This is a genomic window from Leptolyngbya sp. NIES-2104 (assembly GCF_001485215.1).
Lineage (GTDB): Bacteria > Cyanobacteriota > Cyanobacteriia > Leptolyngbyales > Leptolyngbyaceae > Leptolyngbya.
In genome coordinates, this window is the sequence record NZ_BBWW01000001.1 from 1,023,806 (window position 1) to 1,045,637 (window position 21,832).

Below are 21,832 nucleotides of genomic sequence, written 5' to 3' on the forward strand. Positions count from 1 at the left end.
ATCTTCTGCCCAAATCTAGCCCTCTGAGTTCCCTATGGTTTCTGACCCTCAACTCCGTGAACAAACTTACTCATACTTTCTGACGGAAGCCCAAGATTTACTGCAATCGATCGAGCAAAATCTGTTCTTGCTTCGTCAAGATCGTTCCGCTGCGAAAGTCCATGAATTAATGCGTGCTGCTCATACACTCAAAGGAGCCGCCGCCAGTGTGGGCTTTGAAAGCATGAAATCGATCGCACATTCGTTTGAGGATGTGTTTAAGGCGCTCTATAAGCCTGAAGTCGAAGTTGATTCAGAGCTAGAGGCGTTGCTGTATGAAGGATACGACTGTTTAAGATTACCGTTGACAACTGCGATCGCAGGAGTCGCATGTCAGGATGCAGAATTGTTGAATCGATCTGAAGCGATCTTTTCTAAGATTCGGAACAAGCTCGGTAAACATTTTGATACAAATGCTGCACTGCCAACCTCAGCGGAATTAGGGTTTGATATCGTTCAATCGCTGTTTGAGACGGGAGTGCGGGAGCGGTTAGAACAGTTAGCGATCCTGATTTCAGAAGGAAATTCGACTACGATCGCTCAAACGCTAGAAACTCAAGCAGAAGTATTCTTAGGATTGGCAGAGTCGCTGAACTTGAGTGGATTTGGTGCGATCGCTCAAACAGCGATGACTGCTCTCAAACGCAATCCAGATCGAGCGGTTGAAATTGCTCAAGCTGCACTTGCAGATTTTCGTCAAGGACAAATTGCAGTGCTGGAAGGGGATCGTGATTTGGGGGGTGAAGTTTCAGCAGTGCTCAAACAACTCGCAGGATTGCAAAAATCGCATCGAGTGGAGTCTTCAGGAAAGCAGAGTACTTGGGCGCGATTAAAGGGATTCTTTCAGCGTTCAGCGATCGCATCTCCTGCCAAACTTCCAGCAATTACCCCCGCTCAACCTGTTCTGGAGGTCAATGATCCATTTATCGTTGATTCTGAACTTGAAGCGTTAGCGACTCAGTTTGAGGCACTTGGAGAAGGATTATCGAAGGGTACAGACTTAGAATTTGAGCGATGGAATGGGTCAGTTTCTCAGGCTGATTCATCGAGTCCAACCCCTCAGATCGAATCGGCGCACGTCGCTTCTCAAAAGCTGACCGTTCAAGATACAGTTCGGGTTAATCTAGCACATTTAGAATCGCTGAACTTTACTACCAGCGAATTGCTAATTCACCAAAACCAGCAATTACTGCAAGACGAACGGCTTCAAGTCATGTTGAGGGAATTGCTCGATCGATTGAATCATCATCAGCAAGTTTTGACACAACTGCGAGATTGGGCTTTTTTTGCTCCAGAACGCTTGGCAAATCAAACTCAGTCTTTGACAGCGGCAAGCAAGATCAAGCAGCGGTTTGATTCACTCGAACTCGATCGATACAATGAACTTCACCTGTTATTGCAAACCGCGTTAACGGGAGCTGAACAACTGGAGACATCAGCAGAAGCGATCGACTTCTTGGCGCGAGAGTCCCGATTGGCACGAGGAAAGCAGGGAAGACTTTTGACGAATCTGCGGGATGACTTGATGACGGTTCGGATGATGCCGATTGGAGCAATTCTGAATCGACTTCCAGCGGTCATTCAACAACTCAGCGAAACGCATGGTAAGACAGTCAACCTAAAGCTAGTTGGAACTCAAGTGATGGTTGATAAAGCATTGGCTGAGAAGCTTTATCAACCATTGCTGCATTTAGTTCGCAATGCGTTTGACCATGGGATTGAATCGGATGTCGATCGACAAAGACAAGGAAAGCCGATCGGTGAAATCGAAATTCGTGCTTATCAACAAGGAAATCGGACATTTGTTGAAGTGAGCGACGATGGGCGAGGTTTAGATTTACAAGCAATCTGCCAACAGGGATTTGAACAACAGCGATTAGCATCGAATCAAGTCGAGCATTTTAATGAAGCTGAATTGTTCAGTTTGTTGTTTGAGCCGGGATTCTCGACTGCTCAGGGTGTAACCGATCTATCCGGTCGAGGGATTGGGCTGGATGTAGTGCGATCGCAAATGAGAGCGATTCAAGGTAATGTAGCTGTCACCTCTGTTCCAAATCAAGGAACAACGTTCTCGATGCAATTACCGCTGACCTTGATTAGTGCGCGATTGCTACTGTGTCAAGCAGGTCAAGCAATCTATGGTGTGATTTCCGAGGAAGTGACTCGAATTGTGTCACCGAATGCGACAGAAATTGAACAGTTGGGTAATCAACGGATGTTACGCTGGCACTTTGAAGGCGAAGAGCACACCGTTTCTATTCATTCGCTCCCTCAGGCAATCACCCATACAAATTGGTTAGCGGGAATGCAATCGACAGGAAACGCTACTGAGGAGTTTGAAACTGTTCCGACTTTGACTTCATCGATTCTGATTCTCAAACATCAGAAAGGCTGGATTGGAATTGAAGTCGATCGCGTTTTGAATGAACAGGAGTTAGTATTGCGACCCGTGGGAAGCGCGATCGCGCCTCCAAGCTATGTGTATGGCTGTAGCGTCTTGGGAAATGGTCGATCGCTGTTGGCGATTGATCTCGTGGCGCTGATCGAACAGAATCGTACCAGGTCCCGCGTTGCGCCTGTTGCTCCACAGTCAGTTGCTCGATCGACTCGAACGATTCTCGTGATTGATGATTCAATGACAGTCCGGCAAGTGGTGTCAGCGGCGTTAGACAGTGCTGGCTATCAAGTAATTCAAGCAAAAGATGGATTAGATGCGATCGAACAGTTGCAGCAACATCCTGAGATTGAGTTGATTACTTGCGATGTTGAAATGCCACGCTTGAATGGATTTGAATTTCTGACGCGGTATGAGCAAGAAGCCCAACTCGCTCAAGTTCCCGTCATTATGTTGACTTCTCGTAGCAATGAAAAGCATCAGCAGTTAGCAAAACAATTAGGAGCAGCGGCATATCTCACAAAGCCATTTGACCAAACTGAGTTAGTTGAGTTTGTGAATCAGTTGATTGAAGGAAAGGTGGCACGATGAATTCAGTCATAAATCGATCTCAGACTTCAACTCAGAAAGACATCGTTCGATTGATTGTGTTTACGATCGCAGGCTATCGATTGGGCTTACCCATTGATCAAATTCTGCGCGTCGTGAACTGTCCAGATGAATTCAGAGTACCAACTTCAGATGTGCTTGAATTGCTTCCTCTAGGGCAGCAGATGATTTCAGTCTTGAATCTGCGATCGCAACTCAGTCTCAATCCAGGACAGAACACACCCGAAAGCGAATTTCTAGTCGCTGCAAAAGTCGGTACAGAACTTTGTGCGATTCGAGTCGATGCACCACCGGATTTGATCGAAGTGGAGGTGGCAACAATTCGACAGCTACCTGCTCCATATCGTCAAGGTCATCCGCTCAGCATTGCTAGTCAAGTCGTGGTGTTGCCACAAGGAAAAGCAACCCTAGCCATTTTCTTACTGGAACTGAAGCGAGTTTTAGCGATGTTAGGAAAGGTCTAGGAGTGGTATTTCCAGCAGCGTTCTAGAGTTTCAGCAAGGATTTGACGTGGAATCGTGGCTTGCCGCATCACGCTCCAGAATTGGATAAACGCGATCGGGCTGTTAATCTGAACGGTCAGCGGTTGATAGGCGGCACAAGTACAAGAAATTCCCAGTTCACAGAGACGACGATAAATTTGCCAGCGATGTCCGGTGTGAATGGTGAGTTGAATCGGGGCGGATGTGGGATCGAAATTCATGCCGATGTTCCAATGAAGAAAGTTTTTCAATAAGTTTGATTCGAGTCGTTTGTAGTTGCTGAAGGTTGCACAGATTCGTCAGGATGATCTTCAATTTCGGCAGCATCATTTGATTCAGATTCAGATTGCTTTACCCAATTGATAATGGTGTTGTGACTGATTCCGGTTGCACGTTCGATCGCTCTAAATCCGATCCCATCACGATACATCTTTAAGCATATTTGTTTCGCATCTTCTGAATAACCGCGATTGGAGCGCGATTCGACGAACTGGCGACCACAAGCTTTACAGCGGTAATTTTGCTTACCTCGGCTATGACCATTTTTATTAATATGAGTAGAACCACAATTAGGGCATTTCATTACAGAGTTGTGCAGTCCGATTTCTTAGGAGCTAAATCATAAATAAAGATGGCATTTACTAACACAAATAAAACAAAATAAATTCTCAGTTAGTGTGAATAAAGAGATTAAAAAAACTCGGTCAAATCTTGATTTCTAGTGGAAAATATGAGTCAATCGTGAGTGAGTAAGAAGCGAATGAATTGAGCAGGATCGCTCTCGTAGTTGAAGAGTTTTCCCGTTTCAAGTGTTACACCAAGTACTTTCAGTGATCAGGAGAAGAGAATGGCTAACACTAATGTTCTGATGCGTCCTTTTGGTCAGATTGTGGACAATCCGATTGCTCTAGAACACAACGTTACTGAACCAGTTTGTGAAGGATTAAATGCGCTGCTGGCTAGTTTTCAAGCACTATATTTGCAGTATCAAAAGCATCATTTTGTGGTTGAAGGGGCGGAATTTTACTCTTTGCATGAATTTTTCCAGGAGAGTTACACAGCGGTGCAGGAACATGTTCATGAAATCGGTGAGCGATTAGAAGGATTAGGTGGCGTTCCGGTTGCAAGCTTTTCTAAGCTGGCTGAGTTGTGCTGTTTTGCTCCGGAACCGGATGGGGCTTACAGTTGTCGATCGATGTTGGAACATGACTTAGTAGGCGAACAAGCCGTGATCAAATTGCTGCGCCAGCAAGCATCGCAAGCAGAAAGTTTAGGCGATCGAGCGACCCGATATTTGCTCGAAAAAATTCTGCTGGCAACCGAAGATCGGGCGTTCCACATTGGTCACTTCCTCGCGCCTGATAGCCTCAAGATTTAAGTGAATTCTAGATTTCTATGACGTGAGCTTCTCCTTAGAAAGACATCAAGTTTTTCAAAACAAATTTCCTCTTCTCTGAAACAAAGGGAAGAGGTTTTTTAATGATTGAGAAGGTTACTGTTGAAACTTCTTCTCAATAGAGAAGATAGGCTAATTGAGAAAAAACGTCAAGCTTTACTTAGATAAAATGTCGCTTTAATTTGATCTTGCCTGGGAATCGCCTGCCGAGTTCGTCAAAGAATCCCGCTGAAACTTAAATTAATTTGATTGGTTTCCTGATGCGAACAATTGTCTCCAGATATAAAACGGACTCAGCAATCTGCCGATAAAAAATTGCAGTTCGCAAGCAGTAATCAGATCGCTGGATTGACGATGCTTAAATTGGTGAGATGCAATTTTTTTCAGATCATTGAGAAACAGCAAAGGAAACATGAAAGGACGTTGCCAAGGTTGATAACGGAGCATTCTAAAGCGATGCTGGCTCAGTCCGATGACTTTAAAGAACTTCAGCAAATAGGCTGCTTCTAACCGCCACTTGGGAATTTTATGCACGATCGACATTTCCGAGTTGTACCAAATCTCCCAATTTGCGGCTTTGATTTTCCACAAAGCTTCGATCTCTTCACCTTTGAGCACAAATCCACGACCCACTGGACCTTGAATGATCTGCGTCCCGATCACGTGGTCAAGCCAAACTTGTCTGCGAATCACAAGTCCCGCACCTACAGGCATTCCTCGAAGGTGAGTGTCGTACTGGAAAGATTCTTTACGCAGCATTGTTGGCATGTAGTGAGCAATGCGATCGAAGTTCTGCGGCGGTTCGACTTCGTAATCTGGGAAAATGCGGCTCCCAAATGCGCCCGCTCTAGGGTGATTTTGTGCAAATTTGTAGGCTTTCTCGATCCAATCTAGAGCAGGAAGATTGTCGTCATCGAGAAAGCCGATGAACGTTCCTTTAGCTTCTTGAATCGCACGTTTACGAGCAATCACGGCTCCTTGTTGTGGCTCTAATACGCAGCGGAGTTCAGAGCATGGGAGCCATTGCGCTTGATACTTTTGGATAATTTCTGCGGTGTTGTCGGTGCTATTGTTATCGACGATCAGCACTTCCCAACAAATTGAAGCGGTGTGTTGCTGCGATCGCAATTGGTTGAGCAGCGATGGAAGACGGTCTGCGGCGTTGAATACTCGAATTGCGACAGTGAAATCAATCGGCAGCATAGAGGGATTTGTGCTAGAAGAAGCAGGGGAATTTCTCTCTATAAGGTGCCCAAGAAGGTGGATCGGACTCGACCGTAATTTGATCGAGTCCGGTTTAGGGGACTATCCCGCGAAAATCGAGGTTTTGGCTTGCTCGTTGAGGAGAACTTGTCCTTTACCATCCATGCTGAAATCATGTCCGGGTTGGTAGCCTCGATTGATCAGACGGCGGTAAATAGTGACAGAGGTGATTCGGCGGATTTCTCGCATCACGTAGCCAGGAATCACTTGCTCGATCGCCCAACAAAAGGCGAGTTGATCTGTCCAAATTAAGCGCTCTAAGCTGACAATCACCATCCCTGCGACTTCTCGAAGCGTGAGGCGGCTTCTCAAGTTAGCGATGACGGCTTTGCCGATTTCAGCGTTTCGGGTTGCGAAAGCACAGGTGAGGCGATTCAATTCTTGTTCGAGGTCTAAACTGCTATAGTCTTCCACGGATTGTTTCTTCTCCCAAAGGTTCAGCAATGTGTCGTTACAACAAAGTTTGTCTGAGTATATCCTGGGATAGATTTACAGCAATGAAGAAATAAGCAGCGCAATAAAACTTTATAAATGTAGTGAAAATAAAACCCTGATGACTTTAGTGAATCATCAGGGCTACAGAAAGTTTCTGAATGTTAACCCCAAGAATCAAGATCGAGGGCGGCTGAGCCACCTTGTTCGATTTGAGTCAGGATTTTACCTAACTGCCACCAGACAAGCCATGCTGTTCCGATCGTTAAAGGCAAAGAAACGCCATAAGCGAATGCGGTGGGAATGCCAAAGATTTCGACTCCTGCACCGAGGAAGAAAAATGCGCCGCCTGCCATTCCCAGGAACGGCGTAAAGAGCGAGGGTCCGCGCATATTCGCGAGGCTGCGAGTCGATTTATTTTCGTTCCACTCTTTTACGGATTGTTTTAAGACTGCTTCAAATGCGAGTCCGGAGGCAATACTCGCCAACAGTCCAGCAATCAGCAGTAAGTAAGGAGGTTGAGGAAAAAAGTATTGCACGATGGATGATTTGGATTAAGGGATGCCTTTGTCCCCATATCCTACCGTTCAAGCTTGATCCCCGTCAAAGAAGAAACCGTGGGGATCAAAGCAGCAGCAGGAGAAAGTTCTGCAAATGCACCCAGTGCAGCCGTGACGAGTCGGGCAGGTTTGATGTCGTCTTTAACCAGTTGCCAGAGGCGTTGAACTTCTTCGGTGTGTAGGCGATCGTCTTCGGTGAGCGCAATCAACAACTGGCGACGGAGAAACTGACCTTCATCGGAAAGTAGGTACTGTAAGCCGAGTTGAGCGGTCGGAAGAATATCGAAATTGGAATCCGATCGAGCGATCGTAATCATGTTCTCTAAGCGATGCCACTGGAATTTGCCATCTTTGAACAGAACATCGATCAAACGACGACGCAGGCGCGGCGATTCACCAGTGAGTAAGCGACGAGCAACGTAGGGATAAGCGATTTCGACGATCTTGAAGTTTGGATCGAGGGTGAGGGCTAAACCTTCTTGAGTGACGAGCGATCGGATAATCAGCGCGAATTTTGCCGGGACGCGGAACGGGTATTCGTACATTAACTCGCTAAAGCGATCAGTAATCGTTTTGAAGTTGAAGTTAACGACGCTTTCGCCCATGATGTCACCGAGAACGGCTTCGAGTGCGGGAACGATCGGGTAAATGTCAGTACCGGGTGCAAGAAATCCGAGTTTCACGAAGTCGTGAGCGAGGTCGATGTAATCTTTGTTGATTAAGTGAACGACCGCATCCACGAGCGTTTCTTTGGCTTCTTCTTCGAGTTGATCCATCATGCCGAAATCGATGTAAGCCATTTGCCCACCGGACGGAGTGGGAACAGCGAAGAGGTTTCCAGGATGCGGATCGGCGTGGAAGAAACCGAATTCGAGAAGCTGACGTAAGCCAGAAGTGACTCCGATTCGGATGATAGCGTTTGGATCACTGCCAGCAGCACGAATCCCTTCGACATCGGTTAATTTATAGCCGTTAATCCATTCGAGAACAAGGACGTGCTGTGAAGTTTGCTGCCAATGGATTCGCGGCACTTTCACAGAAGAATCGTTGCGGAAGTTGGCGGCGAATTTTTCGGCGTTGCGTCCTTCGTTCAGATAGTCGATTTCTTCAAATAACTTAGTTCCGAATTCGTCCACGATGAGTGTTAAATCGTGTCCCAGATTTAGAGGAAGCCAAGGAGCTAACCAACCCGCTGCCCAACGCATCAGGTAGAGATCGAGCGTTAGAGTCGGGAGAAGATTCGGGCGTTGGACTTTGACTGCGACTTCTTCGCCGTTCTTGAGGGTGGCGCGGTAGACCTGACCGAGAGAAGCAGCGGCGATCGGGTTTGGGGTAATTTTGGCAAAAATTTCATCGACTTCGGCATCGAGTTCAGTTTCGATGATGCGAAAGGCGATGTCATTTGGAAAGGGAGGTAGCTGATCTTGCAGTTTGGTGAGTTCGTCGAGAAAATCGCGGCGAATCAAATCGGGACGGGTTGAGAGGGCTTGACCGACTTTGATAAACGTGGGACCGAGCGTGGTCAAGATTTGGCGGAGTTGGGTGGCGCGTTTGAATTTGTTGCGGTCTGCGACTCTCTGCCAATCGTCCCATTTCAGACCCAGAATGAATCCGACAAACAGAAAAGTGATTCGGAGCGATCGCCAAATGACTCGCCAAGGACGGACGCGGTAGTGATTGGCGATCGCAGTCGAGTCGTAACGTTTCAATTGGAAAAGGGAAGTTCGAGCCACGGTACTATCTGCCTCTTTCTCGATCAAGGAATCGCAATCACCCAAGAGCGATGCCTGCATCGAGTTTGGGACTGTCTCACTGCCCTGTGATGATTACTATTCTTTATGTTTCATCTCATTCTAGTATATAAAACTACAAGTTTTTGGACGGAAATCCGTCGATGTTATTTGCCGAAAACAAGAACGTATAAGCATTTCGGCGATCGAGCATCGAGTTTAATCTAACCCAGACAATCTTTCAAACTGTAAATCACTTGGTCTTGTTGTTCGGGGGAAAGTTCGGGAAACATCGGTAGGGATAGGACTTGATTCGCGGCTCGATCGCTTTCTGGGAGTTGTCCCGATTGATACCCTAGCGATTTGTAGACAGGCTGCAAATGCAAGGGGATCGGATAGTAAACGGCAGTATTCACGCCTTTTGCTTGTAGATCAGTTTTGAGTTTGTCTCGATCGCGTTCGACTCGAATCGTGTATTGGTTCCAAACGCTGCGACCGCCTTCGATGAACTTGGGGGCAGTAATTCCGGGAATCGGAGCCAAAAGGGAATGATAGCGATCGGCGATTTCGGTGCGCTGTTGATTCCAAGAATCGAGATAGCGCAGTTTGATCTGGAGAATGACCGCTTGAACCGCATCGAGTCGGCTATTTACGCCCAATTCTTCATGATAGTAGCCGCTGTAACGTCCGTGATCTCTAAGCATTTTCAGCTTCGCGGCAATTTTTGGATCGTTGGTTGTAATTGCGCCACCATCACCGCAAGCCCCAAGATTCTTAGTCGGGTAAAAGCTAAAACAGCCGATTTGTCCGATGCTGCCGACTCGTTTTCCTGACCATTCTGCTCCGGTGGATTGGGCGCAGTCTTCGATCACGTAGAGATTGTGGGCATTCGCGATCGACATTAAGCGCGTCATGTCCACGGGCTGACCGAATAAGTGAACCGGAACGATCGCTTTCGTTCGTTCAGTAATAGCAGACTCAAGTTGATCGAGATCGAGGTTAAAGGTTTTCGGGTTGATATCGATAAAGACCGGAGTAGCACCGACCGCGCTAATCGTTTCTGCGGTGGCGATGAAGGTGAAAGGTGTGGTGATTACTTCGTCGCCTGCACCGATATTAAGGGCGCGGAAAGCGAGGAAAAGGGCATCAGTCCCCGAATTGCAGGCGATCGCAATTTCAGAACCGATGTATTGAGCGAATGCAGTTTCAAAATTCTCGATCGCGGCTCCGCCAATGTATCGACCGGATGCTAAGACTTCTAAGACAGCTTGATTAATTTCGGAGCCAATGAGTTTGAATTGCTCGGACAGATCGAACGGGGGAATTGTATTCACTCGGTTACACCACGCACCTGTAAAGATTGGTCTTATCCTTTAGACCGGGAAGGTTTGAGTTTGGTTTCTCAAATCTTGAATCTAAAGATATCAGGCAAGGGGAAAATCAATCAATGGATTTAGCGATTCAAGCGGTTTGGGCGATCGGGCTAGTTCTAGCAGCGTTCGCGGTTGCGTCGTGGCAACAATTGGGACTTGAAGGAAGTTTGATTTTGGCAGCGGGGCGGGCGATCGTTCAGCTATCTGTTGTGGGATATGTTCTAGCAGTCGTGTTTGCGCCGCCTCAAAGTCCGTTTCTGATTTTGTTTGTGCTGGCAGTGTTGCTGATCATTAGCGCGATCGTGACTCGAAATCGAATTAGCCAGAAGTTGCCGATTTTGCCTTGGATTGTGGGATCGTTTTTGATTACGACAATGATCACGATCGCCTATGTTCAAATCATCGTCGTACAACCGCAAACCTGGTATGAGCCGAGATTTTTGATTCCGTTGGGCGCGATCGTACTTTCTCAAGCGATCAATGCGGCAACGATTTCGGGAGAGCGGCTCTTTAGTGCGCTCAATTCTAATGTGTTGGAAATTGAAACGCATTTGAGTTTGGGAGCGAGTCCAAAACAAGCGATCGCACAATATCGCAAAGATGCCGTTCGAGCGGGAGTTTTGCCTGTGATTAATGCAATGTCGATCGTTGGATTGGCAACGCTACCGGAATTACTCAGCGGTCAACTTTTGGGGGGAGCCGAGCCGATTCGTGCGATCGCATTTCAGATCGTTGTCTTATTTATGGTGGCGTTTTCAACGATTTTGGTCACGCTCTTGATCACACAGGGAATTGGGCGGCAGTTTTTCAATTCCGAGGCGCAACTGATTCGATGGTGAATTGAGCCAAACAGCGATACACTGAGGGCAATCTGTTACCCGATCGAGCGTTCGCATTGAATCCTCATCTTTATCGATCGATTCCTGCTTTCTTTAAGGGCATCGCTCTTTTTACACCAGGGGGCGATCTGGTTTACTGTATTGATCCGGACAAGAAAGGGCGATGGCATTTGAATCTGTGTACGGCTCTACAAGATGTACTAGAACTGTCTGAACCGCCCCATTTTTTAGTGCCTTGTTACACGGCAACGCTCGATCGATGGTTTGATGCGCGATCTCAACAGGTGCGAGTGTTCGCGGAAGCTTATCCGCCTGTCTATCGATATCGATCGCTGTTGAATACGGTCTTTGAATCGGGCGATCTCGCTTGGCAGGTTGCTCCTTCTCAAGAAATTTGTGATCCGATCATTCTCGAAACTTACCGTCATCAGTTTCCGCAGCTTTGGGAAAATCATGATTTAGTCATGCGCTACGAACCGACTCCGATCGCGCAACCTGCCGCACCTGCTTCTCCTTATCCACAGGGCTATGTGCTGAGATTGTTTGTGTCGGGTTACAGTGCTGCAACGACCAGAATTCTCCAGAACTTACACGCACTGTTAGAACAATCACTAGATAGTCCTTACACGCTGAAAGTGATTGATATTTTCAAACATCCAGAGCAAGCCGAATCCGATCAAATCTCTGCAACGCCTACACTAATAAAAGTGTACCCGCGTCCGGTGCGTCGAATTGTTGGAAATTTAGACGATGCCGATCGCGTTTTACGCTTGTTGGGCGCGTTAGATGAAGGATTGCGAGATGATTGATGCCATTTTAGACAAAGCACGATCGAGAATTGATTTATCTCCTGAAGAAGGGGTTTTACTGCTGAAATCGAACGAGGTTGAGAAAATTCGGGAAGTCAGCGATCGACTCCGGCAAGAACAAGCTGGAGAGACTGTGACTTATGTGGTGAATCGCAATATTAACTATACGAATATCTGTGAGCAACACTGTAGTTTCTGTGCGTTTCGTCGGGATGATGGAGACGATGGCGCTTACTGGTTGGACTGGGCGCAGATTTTGGAGAAAGCGATCGATGCCGTAAAACGAGGTGCGACTGAAATCTGTATGCAAGGTGGATTGAATCCCACTGCAAAAATCGATGGCAGTTCACTCAAGTACTATCAGCAATTAGTGCATACGATTAAGTCCGAATTTCCTCAGCTACACCTTCATGCCTTTTCACCGCAAGAAGTTCAATTTATTGCACGAGAAGATCATTTAACCTTTGCCCAAGTGGTCGTCGGGCTGCGAGATGCGGGAGTTGATTCGATGCCAGGAACGGCGGCAGAAGTGTTAGATGATCAGGTTCGCAAAGTTCTCTGTCCTGAAAAGATCGATAGCGACACTTGGATCGAAATTGTTCGGACAGTTCACGAACAAGGCGTTCCCACAACTAGCACAATGCTATCCGGACATATTGAAACACCGGAACAACAGATTTGGCATTTAGAAAAACTACGATCGCTGCAACAATCCGCCAAACAATCCGGATACACAGGAATCACAGAATTTATTTTGCTGCCGTTTGTCGGTCAAGAAGCCCCGAAACCTTTACGTCGCAGAGTTGGAAGAGATCAACCTGATTTAGCGAATTCATTGTTACTTACAGCGGTTGCTCGAATTTACTTAGGAAACTGGATTCCGAATCATCAGCCGAGTTGGGTCAAACTAGGACTCTCTGGAGCCGTGGAAGCTTTGCGATGGGGCTGTAATGATATTGGCGGCACATTGATGGAAGAACATATCACCACAATGGCGGGCGCGATCGGGGGAACTTGTATGGAAGTTGAAACCTTGCAGAATGCGATCGCGTCACTCGATCGACCTTATCAACAGCGAGATACGTTGTATCGACCCCTCGCTGTCTCTTACGAATGTTTGAGTTTTTGAACATTCAAAAAGTCGTCACAGATTCCTAAGTCTTTGCTAAAGTGACAACGGCAATACACCTCGACTTGTCGCATCTTATGAACGCCCCGACCAAACCCAGACCTCAGAAGCAAAAACCGCCTTTACCCCTCACGATCGGTGCTGCCGCTGCACTGGTCGCCGGAGGATCGATCGCATTTTGGGCACTGACTCGCCAACAGCAGTTAAACGTGATGCCAGTCGGGGCAAGCGCGATTCCACAAGATGCGCTGATGGTCGTCTCAGTTTCAACGGATGCAGGCAAGTGGCAGCAATTGAGAGAATTCGGAACGCCTCGATCGCAAGCGGCTTTCGACCAAAGTTTGGCACAATTGCGCGATCGCTTTCTCAAAAGTCGCAATCTCGATTTTCAGCGGGACATTCAACCGTGGATCGGAAAAGAAGTCACGATGGCATTTTTGGCACCTCAAGCGGGGGTGAACGTTCCGCCACCCGGACAGGCTGCAATTCCTCCGAATCCACAGCCGACTGTGATGATTTTGCCGATCGCGGATGCGCTCAAAGCGAAAGAAGTTCTAGAACAATCGCCTGCGACAAAAGACGGCAAATGGACTGAGCGCGATTACAAAGGGGTGAAGATTCGGGAAAATCAAGAATCCCCGACTCAAAGCGCATCGATCGCGGTTTTAGACACAACTCAAGTTTTGGTGGCGAACAATCCAAGCGCGATCGAACGAGCGATCGACACCGTAAAAGGTAGCCCGTCTTTATCGCAAACTCCCGGATTTGGAGATGCCTTATCGCAGATTCAATCTGAAGATGCGATCGCTAGACTGTATGTAAACATTCCTGCCGCTGCAAATACATCTGCTGCGAACTCGAACCGTCCAGTGCCACCGCAAACCCTCGCACAACTCCAGCAAAATCAAGGATTAGCAGCAACCGCAACACTCGCAAACGAAGGAATTCAATTCAAAAGTGTCTCTTGGTTAAAACCCGACAGTCAACGCAAATTTGACACAAGCAACAATGCCAAAATGATGCCAACCCGATTACCGGGAGACACGCTAATGATGGCATCGGGTGGAAACTTGCAGCGATTCTGGCAAGATTACACTCAAGGTGTTTCGGCAAATCCGATTCAGTTCGTGAATCCAGAAGCGCTCAGACAAGGACTTAGAACCACGATCGGGCTTGATTTAGAGAAAGATTTGCTCAATTGGATGCAGGGTGAATATTCATTATCGTTAGTTCCGGCTCCTCAAGGTGCACCTGCAAACCTGCCTGCAAGTCTGGTCTTTATGGTGCAAACCAACGATCGACGCGCTGCTGAAGATACGTTGAAAAAGCTCGATGGCGTGATGGCGAATAAATACGCCTTCAAAGTCGAAGAATCGAAGATCGAAGGGCAATCGGTGGTGAATTGGTCGCTTCCTGCGGCAAATGTAAATATTACTCGCGGCTGGCTCGATGGCGATGTGGCATTTCTCTCACTCGGTGCGCCTGTTGCGGGTTCATTCTTACCAAAACCGCCAACCACTTTGGCTGAAAATGAACTGTTCCGCAAGAGCACACAATCTCAGCTTGGCGCAAAAAACGGTCACTTTTTCGTAGATATGGATCGAGTGCTGAAACTTCAGAATTTCCCGCTGCTTCAGATTCCGGCTGCAAATCGAGCCATGTTAGAAGGAATTCGATCGATTGGTGTCACCGCTGCGATTACGAGCGATCGCACGTCTCGATATGATGTGTTCGTCTCGTTGCAGAAAGGCAATCCGCCTGGAGCGTTACCCTAATCGAGCTTGACCGTAGGGACAAAGGGACAGGACAACACAGCGATCGCAGTTTGGATTTCGATAAAAACAACAGCGCTGTCCATGCAGCATCAAAACTTCGTGATTGTCATAAACCTGCTGTGCTGTCCATTCGGAGGGCAATTGTGCCTCTAATACATCGTGAGCGGGAGCAACCGCTGTCGTTTCAGGAATCAATCCCAAACGAATTGCGACGCGATGATGGTGACTATCGACAGGTAAAGCACGTCTGCGGAGATTACTAAAGGCAAGAACGGCGGCGCTGGTTTTCCGTCCGATTCCGGGAAAAGATTCGAGCCAGTTTCGAGCCTCTTCCACGCTCAGATCGGCTAGAAAATCGATCGACAATTCGCCCCGCTGTTCGGTAATCTGCTGCAAAATCTGCTTGAGTCGAATCGCTTTTTGATCCGCCCAAGTGCAAGATGCGATCGCATCCTCGATTTCTTTTTCCGACGCATCCCGTACCGCTTCCCAGGTCGAAAATTTTGCCTTCAATCGTTTGAATGCTCGATCGGAATCTGCATTTTTCGTGCGATGAGATAACAGGGCTGAAACGAGTTCGCTGAGTGGATCAAGGCTGTGAAAGTAAGGAATTGGGCAACCGTATGCTTCACATAAACGATCGTGGATTTGAATCAATTTCTGCTGAAGTTCGGGCGTAACAGAGGGAGTTTTCGATCGCATAAAAAGAGGGATGAAAACCTAATACTTATCAGGTCATCCCTAAGCTTGAAATCTTCTAAGTGAGAGATTTATTTGATCAAAGAATCGATCGAGTTAAGCGATCGTCGTTTTTCCCTCAAAATAATCCTGTAGCTGTTTGGCATGATCATGGGACAACCGACCCGGCGGCAAATGCGAACAATCAAACGCCTGCACGTCCGCTACTTCACCCGTATCTTGAGGGTTAAACGTTCCAGTTGCTTCCACTTCCACCACAACACAAATCGAGTGCATTCGCGGATCGCGATCGGGAGCCGAATAAACTCCGACCAGTCGCCGAATTTTCGTTAACTCCAGTCCCGTTTCTTCCGCCAATTCGCGCCGAATTGCACTCGGCAAATCTTCGCCCCAATCGACAATCCCGCCCGGAAGACTCCACAAGCCGTTATCCCGCCTACGAATCAACACAATTCGATCGTCCGGCAACACCGTAATGATGCTCGTTCCCGTGACGGGATGCCGAAAAATCACGCCTAAAACTGTTTGAAAATATTGCCAAAGCCGACGCATAAACTAAGGGAACAAAGGGCAGGGATGATACGTCGAAAAGTCAGGAACATGATCTTTTATATAGATACAGAGAATTTAAATCAAATCAGTGAGAATTTGAGTCGCGTGAAGATCAGGTTTGACTTTGCGATAAATCTTCTCGATCGTACCATCTGAACTGATCACAAAGGTATTGCGAGTAATCCCTAAATACTCTTTGCCCATGAATTTTTTGAGTCCGTAGCTTTCGTATTGTTCCGAAACTTTTCCACCTTCATCGATTAGCAATGGAAACGGAAGATTGAACTTTTTTACGAACTTTTGGTGCGATTTTGCATCGTCAGTACTCACACCTAACACGATGATTTCTTGTGATTGATATTGCTCATAAGCATCTCGAAATCCACATGCTTCTTTGGTGCATCCCGGTGTGTTGTCACGCGGATAGAAGTACAAAACAACACGCTTTCCTTTGAGATCTGAAAGCTTTACGGTGTTTCCATCTGTATCTGGTAAAGCAAAATCCGGAGCGCGATCGCCAATATTCAAGCTCATGTTCTAACCCTGTTGAAATCGTTGTTTTGCAGACTGGAGAGCGCGATCGATTTGCTCGAATCCCGTTCCGCCAAAACTATTGCGAGCGGCAACCACCTGAGATGGCGCGATCGTGTCGTAAATATCCGATTCAAACGCTGGATGTAGCTCTTTCCATTCTGCAAGGGAGAGATCTTTTAATAACTTGTTTTGAGCGAGGCACGAGCGTACAACTTTCCCCACCAAGTTGTAGGCTTCCCGGAACGGAACGCCTTTCGATGCGAGATAATCCGCGACATCCGTGGCATTGGAAAAGTCTTCTGCGACTGCTTCATTGAGTCGGGCTGTCCGAAACTCCAACCCTTCTCGAAACAGAATTGTCATCGCTTCCAGACATGCCTTCACGGTTTTCACCGCATCGAACAAGGCTTCTTTGTCTTCCTGCAAGTCCTTGTTATATGCCAGCGGCAATCCTTTCATCAGCACTAACATTCCTTGCAAGTGTCCAAAAACTCGCCCCGTTTTGCCGCGCACTAATTCTGGCACATCGGGATTCTTCTTCTGCGGCATGATGCTAGAACCCGTTGCACAACTGTCTTTTAGTGTGACAAAACTGAATTCTTGAGATGCCCAGAAAATCACTTCCTCGGATAATCGGCTGAGGTGAACCATGATCAAACTCGCCGCACCGAGAAACTCGATCGCGAAATCTCGATCGCTCACTCCATCCAAACTATTTTCGTACAGTCCACCGAACTCTAAAAGTTCCGCGGTGTAATGTCGATCGATGGGAAAAGTCGTTCCCGCCAACGCTCCAGATCCCAGAGGCGACACATTCACCCGCTGATAAATTTCACCGAGTCGCGTCCAGTCCCGCTGCGTCATCTCAAAATATGCCAGTAAATGATGCGCGAGACTAATCGGCTGTGCCCGCTGAAGATGCGTATAGCCCGGAATCAGCGTTTTAACGTGCTGCTCAGCGAGTCCAAGGAGAACGCTTTGGAATGCTCGAATCTGCTGGCGAACTTCTGTAATTTGAGCACGCAAATAAAGACGGGTATCGGTTCCCACCTGATCATTTCTCGATCGTGCCGTATGCAGTTTCTTACCGACATCGCCCGTAATCTCGGTCAATCGCTTCTCAACCGCAAAATGCACATCCTCGGCATCTACGCCTGGTTGAAACTGTCCTTGGCGATATTCCTGGCGAATCTGCTCTAATCCATTCACCAACTGATCGCCTTCTGCGTCAGAAATGATGCCCGTTTTCGCCAGCATTTTCGCGTGTGCCTGCGATCCGGTGATGTCGTACTCGATCAATTCAATATCAAAACCAATACTGGCGTTGAATTCTGCGATCGCAGGGTGCAATGCAGATTCAAATCGCTGGCTCCAAGTTTGCTGGGATTTGTTTTCAGGGAACTGAGGATTCAAGACAACTCAATCTCGCGCTCGACTGCAAGTTCTAAGCCTACCGCAAACGGTTAAATCGCGGGGATGAAGCAGAAATTAATTTTTTCACCCCCACGGAGCGCAATTAGCCGAACGAAGTAAAAGTTCTGACAAAATAGCCCAGTCCAATTCCCAACACAAACGCCCAAACTTGCCCAGTTCTGACAAAGTGGTTCCAGCTTTTGCCCACATTTCCGGTGATGTCTGTCTGCTTAAATTCTTGTGCCAAAACGGTGACATCGATCGATTGAACGAAATCGCTTACATGAACCGTGTGATCAATCCAGTTGGAAAGGTCTAAAACAAAATGAATCATGATAACTCTCTGGGTGCGGCGTATTCTTTCAGCACAGTGTTACCACATCAATTCAGGTCAAGAGTCCGAGAAAATGCTAGTTCAACAAAGGCATCACCGAGGTTGCAATGATCGCGGCTTGCGTACGATCGCGTAAATTCAAGCGTCCTAAAATACTCGCAACGTGGTTTTTCACCGTTCCTTCAGAAATATCGAGGGTTCTCGCAATCTCTCGATTGCTCGATCCTTCTGCGATCAGTCTTAACACTTGGCGTTCTCGTGCGGTGAGCTTGGAAAATCCGGGTGGTAAATTGCTGGCGGGAGTCCGTCGCTGAGACGGCATAAACGGGAGAACATTTGTCGCGGGTTCAATCGGTTCAATCGGGGATTCATCGATCGAACCCGCTAATGCTTTCTGCAAAATTCCCGGACTCAGTTGAGTAAACCCTTTATGAGCCGTCCGGACTGCATTGGCTAACTCATCCGGCGACATATCTTTGAGGAGATAGCCTCGTGCCCCAACTTGGAGCGCGGTTCGGACAGAAGCTTGGTCATCTGAGGCAGTTAATACCAAGACGCGAGTGTCCGGGCAGCGTTCACAAATGGTTTGAGTCGCTGTAATCCCGTCCATTCTTGGCATTTTCAAATCCATCAGCACCACATCGGGCTGAAGTGCTTCCGCTTGTTCGACCGCATCACAACCATTATCCACATCCGCGACGACTTGGAGGTCAGGCTCTTGTTCCAAAAGGGCTTTGAGACCCTCTCGAATCAGATTTTGATCATCTGCTAACAATACGCGAATCATGACTGTGCTTCCTTTTAACAGAGATTTGAGTTAAGCGACGGGGGTGATCGATCAACTCATAGAGGACATGAAATCGGGCAACGGTTGAGAAAATTGATTTTTTCGTTAAATAGTTTGTAAAACTTTACCAAATTATCTTTTAGTTTTTACGCGAATAAATCAAGTCTGTTGTGACAGAAATTTACCAAAACAGAGAAGAAGTCAGTATGCTGAAAGACTAGAAAACGGCAGAACAAGAATCGTGATGCGGAAGCCTGATCAATCTATCAAGCCGATTCCCTGGTTTCGGCTCGGACTTATTGGAATTTTCCTAATCTCGTTGAGTCTTCGCTTTTGGGGACTCGGACGATTTAACACCCTGGTCTTTGATGAAGTTTACTATGCCAAGTTCGCGAATAACTATCTGACAGGAACGAAATTTTTCGATGGTCATCCGCCTTTGAGTAAGTATTTGATTGCGATCGGAATTTGGATCGGAAATCAGCTTCCTATCGGTCAAGACACCGTAAATAATCTTGCAGGTTCGACCTTAAGCACTTGGAGTTATCGCTGGCTGAATGCGTTAACAGGATCGTTTATTCCACTGGTCATTTCTGCGATCGCGTTTCAATTAAGTCAGCGTCGAAGTTATGCGCTGATCGCTGGAAGCCTTGCTGCAATGGATGGTCTGTTTCTAGTTGAATCACGATATGCATTGAACAACGTCTATCTTGTGCTGTTCGGATTAATCGGGCAATGGTGTTTGTTATTAAGTTTACGATCGCCCAAAAGATTCAATCACTTTCTAGTCATTTCTGGGGTATTTTTTGCTGCTTCTGCCTCGATCAAATGGAACGGGTTATGGTTCTTAATGAGCACCTATTTCTTATGGGGAATTGCTTGGATTTTTCGTTTCTTAAACTGGACAAATCAAGGATCAAAACGATCGACAGAAGTCCCTAGCAATTCATTACCAACTTCGCCTTTGTATCGACTAACACAAATTAACTTGTTTTATTTTTTACTCTGTTTTGCAGCGGTTCCTGCTTTGTTTTATTGGTTAATTTGGCTACCGCATATTCATTTCAATCCTGAATTTGGATTCATCGAAGTTCAGCGACAAATTTTGTCGTATCATCAGCGGGTTGGCAGCGGTTCAAATATTCATCCTTACTGTTCAACTTGGTACAGTTGGATACTGATGCTGCGTCCTGTTGCGTATTATTACCAAGTCGCGAATTCGATATTTGATCCGATTCCAAACGGAAATTCTGCTTTGGTATTAACGCCAGGACGGGTCGTTTACGATGTTCACGCGATGGGAAATCCGGCGCTTTGGTGGCTTTCGGCGGTTGCGATCGTGTTTCTCATTTGGATACTGGTAGAACACTGGAAATTTTTACCGAGTCTTGCCAGCGTTCATGCACCGCGTCTAAGTTTCCTGCCGCCTCAAGAGTTGTGGATCGTTCTCTTTTTGTTCGTAAGCTACATTGCGAATCTGTTGCCGTGGATGCCTGTCACGCGGTGTGTATTTTTGTATCACTATATGGGTTCATTGGTATACGCGACGATGGCACTGGCTTGGTTTGTCGATCGCTGGTTTCGGACACGGGAATTTCGAGCGATCGGGATTGGGGTGATGGTGATTTGTGCGATCGCGTTTGTGTTCTGGATGCCGATTTATCTGGGATTGCCGTTGACACAAGCAGAATATCAAATGCGAATGTGGTTGCCTTCGTGGATTTGATTCCAATAAAAAAAGGCGTGAGCGAATCAAGCCTTTTTCTAAATCTCTAATCGGTCATCACACCGTCTCAGGCGGATCAGATGGAATGTCTTTCTCTTCCGCATCTTCTACTGCCGCCTCGACCAGTTCTGGTGTTGGCGGATGGGGTGGCACAGCTTGAGGGTGACTCGCTTCAAACGCAACCTCTTCTTGCACAATCTCATCGGCTGTAGAAGTCGATTCTGAAGCACCATCTTGATCGATCGCAACAGAATTCGATTCGATCGCTTTTTCCGCCGCTACGATGTCCTCTTCAAAATTGAAAGCATCATCGGTTTCAGCAGATTCTTCGCGAAATTCTTTCCGAACGTAGGTCGTCTTATTCTTTTCAGGCTTCTTGAATACGCTCCCGATCGCAGTTCCGACCGCGCTAATCTTTCCCATCACATCAGCTTTACCTGCCTCCGGAGCCGGATTACCAAAATCCTCGCGCCTCAGCGGTTCGTACGGTTCAGCAGGCGGAGTTGCAGGCGCTTTATTCAACAAGGCTGAGGCGCGATCTTTCACGGTCGTAAACGTTTTCTTGCCTTGCTCCACAACTTTCGCGGTATTTTCCGAAGCGAGGACATCATCGAGCTTCGATCGTAGTTCTGAAGTCGATGGCGTGTAGCCGAGTCGGGAAGTCAGCGATTGATAGCCGAACCAGCCAATTAAAGAAACGCTGGCGATTTGTCCGAGCAACACTGCACCCGTAATGCGATCGGCACAAATCCACAGCACCAACGCATAAAACAATCCCACACCCGAAAGCGTCAGATCGCCTTTGCGATAAATTTCTGGATAAAAAAAGGCGGACATGTACAGCCCGAAGCTACCTAATGCGATCGCCAATGCTAAAAGATATGTCAGCATTTTTGCTGCCCCCAACTCGGAAAAACTACTCTCAATGTACTCTGAACCGCCGATTCAAGAAGGTA

The 21,832-nt window shown here is 47.2% G+C and carries 22 protein-coding genes; 8 read left to right on the forward strand and 14 right to left on the reverse strand.

Annotation, left to right across the window (positions count from 1 at the left end; all coding sequences use genetic code 11):
• The first annotated feature begins 34 nt into the window (after positions 1 to 34).
• Together NIES2104_RS04700 and NIES2104_RS04705 are read left to right on the forward strand one after the other, a co-directional pair.
• The gene (locus tag NIES2104_RS04700; protein WP_058996220.1) at positions 35 to 3,025 is read left to right on the forward strand and encodes a hybrid sensor histidine kinase/response regulator; all 2,991 of its coding nucleotides are present in this window, start codon (positions 35 to 37) and stop codon (positions 3,023 to 3,025) included.
• On the forward strand, positions 3,022 to 3,507 hold the full coding sequence (locus NIES2104_RS04705) for a chemotaxis protein CheW (protein WP_058996222.1): 486 nt from the start codon (positions 3,022 to 3,024) through the stop codon (positions 3,505 to 3,507). Before NIES2104_RS04700 ends, NIES2104_RS04705 begins: the two co-directional genes overlap by 4 nt.
• Here NIES2104_RS04705 and NIES2104_RS04710 read toward each other — a convergent pair.
• Positions 3,504 to 3,746, reverse strand: a complete 243-nt coding sequence (locus NIES2104_RS04710) for an Asr1405/Asl0597 family protein (RefSeq protein WP_058996224.1) — start codon at positions 3,744 to 3,746, stop codon at positions 3,504 to 3,506. The genes NIES2104_RS04705 and NIES2104_RS04710 overlap by 4 nt on opposite strands.
• Positions 3,747 to 3,772: 26 nt before the next feature.
• On the reverse strand, positions 3,773 to 4,108 hold the full coding sequence (locus NIES2104_RS31585; protein WP_156426866.1) for an IS1 family transposase: 336 nt from the start codon (positions 4,106 to 4,108) through the stop codon (positions 3,773 to 3,775).
• Positions 4,109 to 4,372: 264 nt separating this feature from the next.
• On the opposite strand from NIES2104_RS31585, the gene NIES2104_RS04720 reads away from it, so the two are divergent.
• The gene (locus NIES2104_RS04720) at positions 4,373 to 4,903 is read left to right on the forward strand and encodes a Dps family protein (RefSeq protein WP_058996227.1); all 531 of its coding nucleotides are present in this window, start codon (positions 4,373 to 4,375) and stop codon (positions 4,901 to 4,903) included.
• A gap of 258 nt (positions 4,904 to 5,161) precedes the next feature.
• Here the strand turns inward: NIES2104_RS04720 and hpsE are convergent, their stop codons facing one another.
• The 5 genes from hpsE to NIES2104_RS04745 all read right to left on the reverse strand — a co-directional run bounded on the left by hpsE (position 5,162) and on the right by NIES2104_RS04745 (position 10,240).
• Positions 5,162 to 6,124, reverse strand: a complete 963-nt coding sequence (gene hpsE, locus NIES2104_RS04725) for a hormogonium polysaccharide biosynthesis glycosyltransferase HpsE (RefSeq protein WP_072218025.1) — start codon at positions 6,122 to 6,124, stop codon at positions 5,162 to 5,164.
• A 102-nt stretch (positions 6,125 to 6,226) separates the two neighbouring features.
• Positions 6,227 to 6,598, reverse strand: coding sequence for a hypothetical protein (locus NIES2104_RS04730; RefSeq protein ID WP_058996229.1), 372 nt, complete (start codon positions 6,596 to 6,598; stop codon positions 6,227 to 6,229).
• A gap of 182 nt (positions 6,599 to 6,780) precedes the next feature.
• Entirely contained in the window at positions 6,781 to 7,155 is a 375-nt protein-coding gene (locus tag NIES2104_RS04735; RefSeq protein WP_058996231.1) for a hypothetical protein, read from the reverse strand.
• Positions 7,156 to 7,196: 41 nt separating this feature from the next.
• Positions 7,197 to 8,969, reverse strand: coding sequence for an AarF/ABC1/UbiB kinase family protein (locus tag NIES2104_RS04740; RefSeq protein ID WP_082689930.1), 1,773 nt, complete (start codon positions 8,967 to 8,969; stop codon positions 7,197 to 7,199).
• Positions 8,970 to 9,130: 161 nt separating this feature from the next.
• The gene (locus NIES2104_RS04745; protein WP_058996234.1) at positions 9,131 to 10,240 is read right to left on the reverse strand and encodes a DegT/DnrJ/EryC1/StrS aminotransferase family protein; all 1,110 of its coding nucleotides are present in this window, start codon (positions 10,238 to 10,240) and stop codon (positions 9,131 to 9,133) included.
• A 113-nt stretch (positions 10,241 to 10,353) separates the two neighbouring features.
• On the opposite strand from NIES2104_RS04745, the gene fetB reads away from it, so the two are divergent.
• The 4 genes from fetB to NIES2104_RS04765 all read left to right on the forward strand — a co-directional run bounded on the left by fetB (position 10,354) and on the right by NIES2104_RS04765 (position 14,831).
• The gene (gene fetB, locus NIES2104_RS04750; protein WP_058996236.1) at positions 10,354 to 11,118 is read left to right on the forward strand and encodes an iron export ABC transporter permease subunit FetB; all 765 of its coding nucleotides are present in this window, start codon (positions 10,354 to 10,356) and stop codon (positions 11,116 to 11,118) included.
• Between the two features lie 56 nt (positions 11,119 to 11,174).
• On the forward strand, positions 11,175 to 11,927 hold the full coding sequence (locus NIES2104_RS04755; RefSeq protein WP_058996241.1) for a circadian clock KaiB family protein: 753 nt from the start codon (positions 11,175 to 11,177) through the stop codon (positions 11,925 to 11,927).
• Entirely contained in the window at positions 11,920 to 13,056 is a 1,137-nt protein-coding gene (cofH, locus tag NIES2104_RS04760; RefSeq protein ID WP_058996243.1) for a 7,8-didemethyl-8-hydroxy-5-deazariboflavin synthase subunit CofH, read from the forward strand. The genes NIES2104_RS04755 and cofH overlap by 8 nt, the downstream gene beginning before the upstream one ends.
• A gap of 77 nt (positions 13,057 to 13,133) precedes the next feature.
• Complete coding sequence (locus NIES2104_RS04765; RefSeq protein WP_058996245.1) at positions 13,134 to 14,831, forward strand: DUF3352 domain-containing protein; 1,698 nt, start codon at positions 13,134 to 13,136, stop codon at positions 14,829 to 14,831.
• Here the strand turns inward: NIES2104_RS04765 and nth are convergent.
• The 6 genes from nth to NIES2104_RS04795 all read right to left on the reverse strand — a co-directional run bounded on the left by nth (position 14,823) and on the right by NIES2104_RS04795 (position 19,150).
• Positions 14,823 to 15,533, reverse strand: coding sequence for an endonuclease III (gene nth / locus NIES2104_RS04770; protein ID WP_058996246.1), 711 nt, complete (start codon positions 15,531 to 15,533; stop codon positions 14,823 to 14,825). The genes NIES2104_RS04765 and nth overlap by 9 nt on opposite strands.
• Before the next feature lie 93 nt (positions 15,534 to 15,626).
• Positions 15,627 to 16,082 (reverse strand): NUDIX hydrolase, encoded by a 456-nt coding sequence (locus tag NIES2104_RS04775; protein WP_058996247.1) that lies wholly within the window; start codon positions 16,080 to 16,082, stop codon positions 15,627 to 15,629.
• Between the two features lie 75 nt (positions 16,083 to 16,157).
• Positions 16,158 to 16,616 (reverse strand): thioredoxin-dependent thiol peroxidase, encoded by a 459-nt coding sequence (bcp, locus tag NIES2104_RS04780; RefSeq protein WP_058996251.1) that lies wholly within the window; start codon positions 16,614 to 16,616, stop codon positions 16,158 to 16,160.
• A 3-nt stretch (positions 16,617 to 16,619) separates the two neighbouring features.
• Positions 16,620 to 18,029: an argininosuccinate lyase gene (gene argH, locus NIES2104_RS04785; protein ID WP_058996253.1), complete on the reverse strand. Its 1,410-nt coding sequence runs from the start codon at positions 18,027 to 18,029 to the stop codon at positions 16,620 to 16,622.
• Between the two features lie 103 nt (positions 18,030 to 18,132).
• Positions 18,133 to 18,363, reverse strand: coding sequence for a hypothetical protein (locus NIES2104_RS04790; RefSeq protein WP_058996255.1), 231 nt, complete (start codon positions 18,361 to 18,363; stop codon positions 18,133 to 18,135).
• 76 nt (positions 18,364 to 18,439) lie between these two features.
• Positions 18,440 to 19,150, reverse strand: a complete 711-nt coding sequence (locus NIES2104_RS04795; RefSeq protein WP_058996257.1) for a response regulator transcription factor — start codon at positions 19,148 to 19,150, stop codon at positions 18,440 to 18,442.
• A gap of 244 nt (positions 19,151 to 19,394) precedes the next feature.
• Between NIES2104_RS04795 and NIES2104_RS04800 the strand changes: the two genes are divergently transcribed.
• Entirely contained in the window at positions 19,395 to 20,876 is a 1,482-nt protein-coding gene (locus NIES2104_RS04800; protein WP_058996259.1) for a dolichyl-phosphate-mannose--protein mannosyltransferase, read from the forward strand.
• 57 nt (positions 20,877 to 20,933) lie between these two features.
• Here the strand turns inward: NIES2104_RS04800 and NIES2104_RS31245 are convergent, their stop codons facing one another.
• Positions 20,934 to 21,767 (reverse strand): Ycf66 family protein, encoded by an 834-nt coding sequence (locus NIES2104_RS31245; protein WP_058996261.1) that lies wholly within the window; start codon positions 21,765 to 21,767, stop codon positions 20,934 to 20,936.
• Between the last annotated feature and the right edge of the window lie 65 nt (positions 21,768 to 21,832).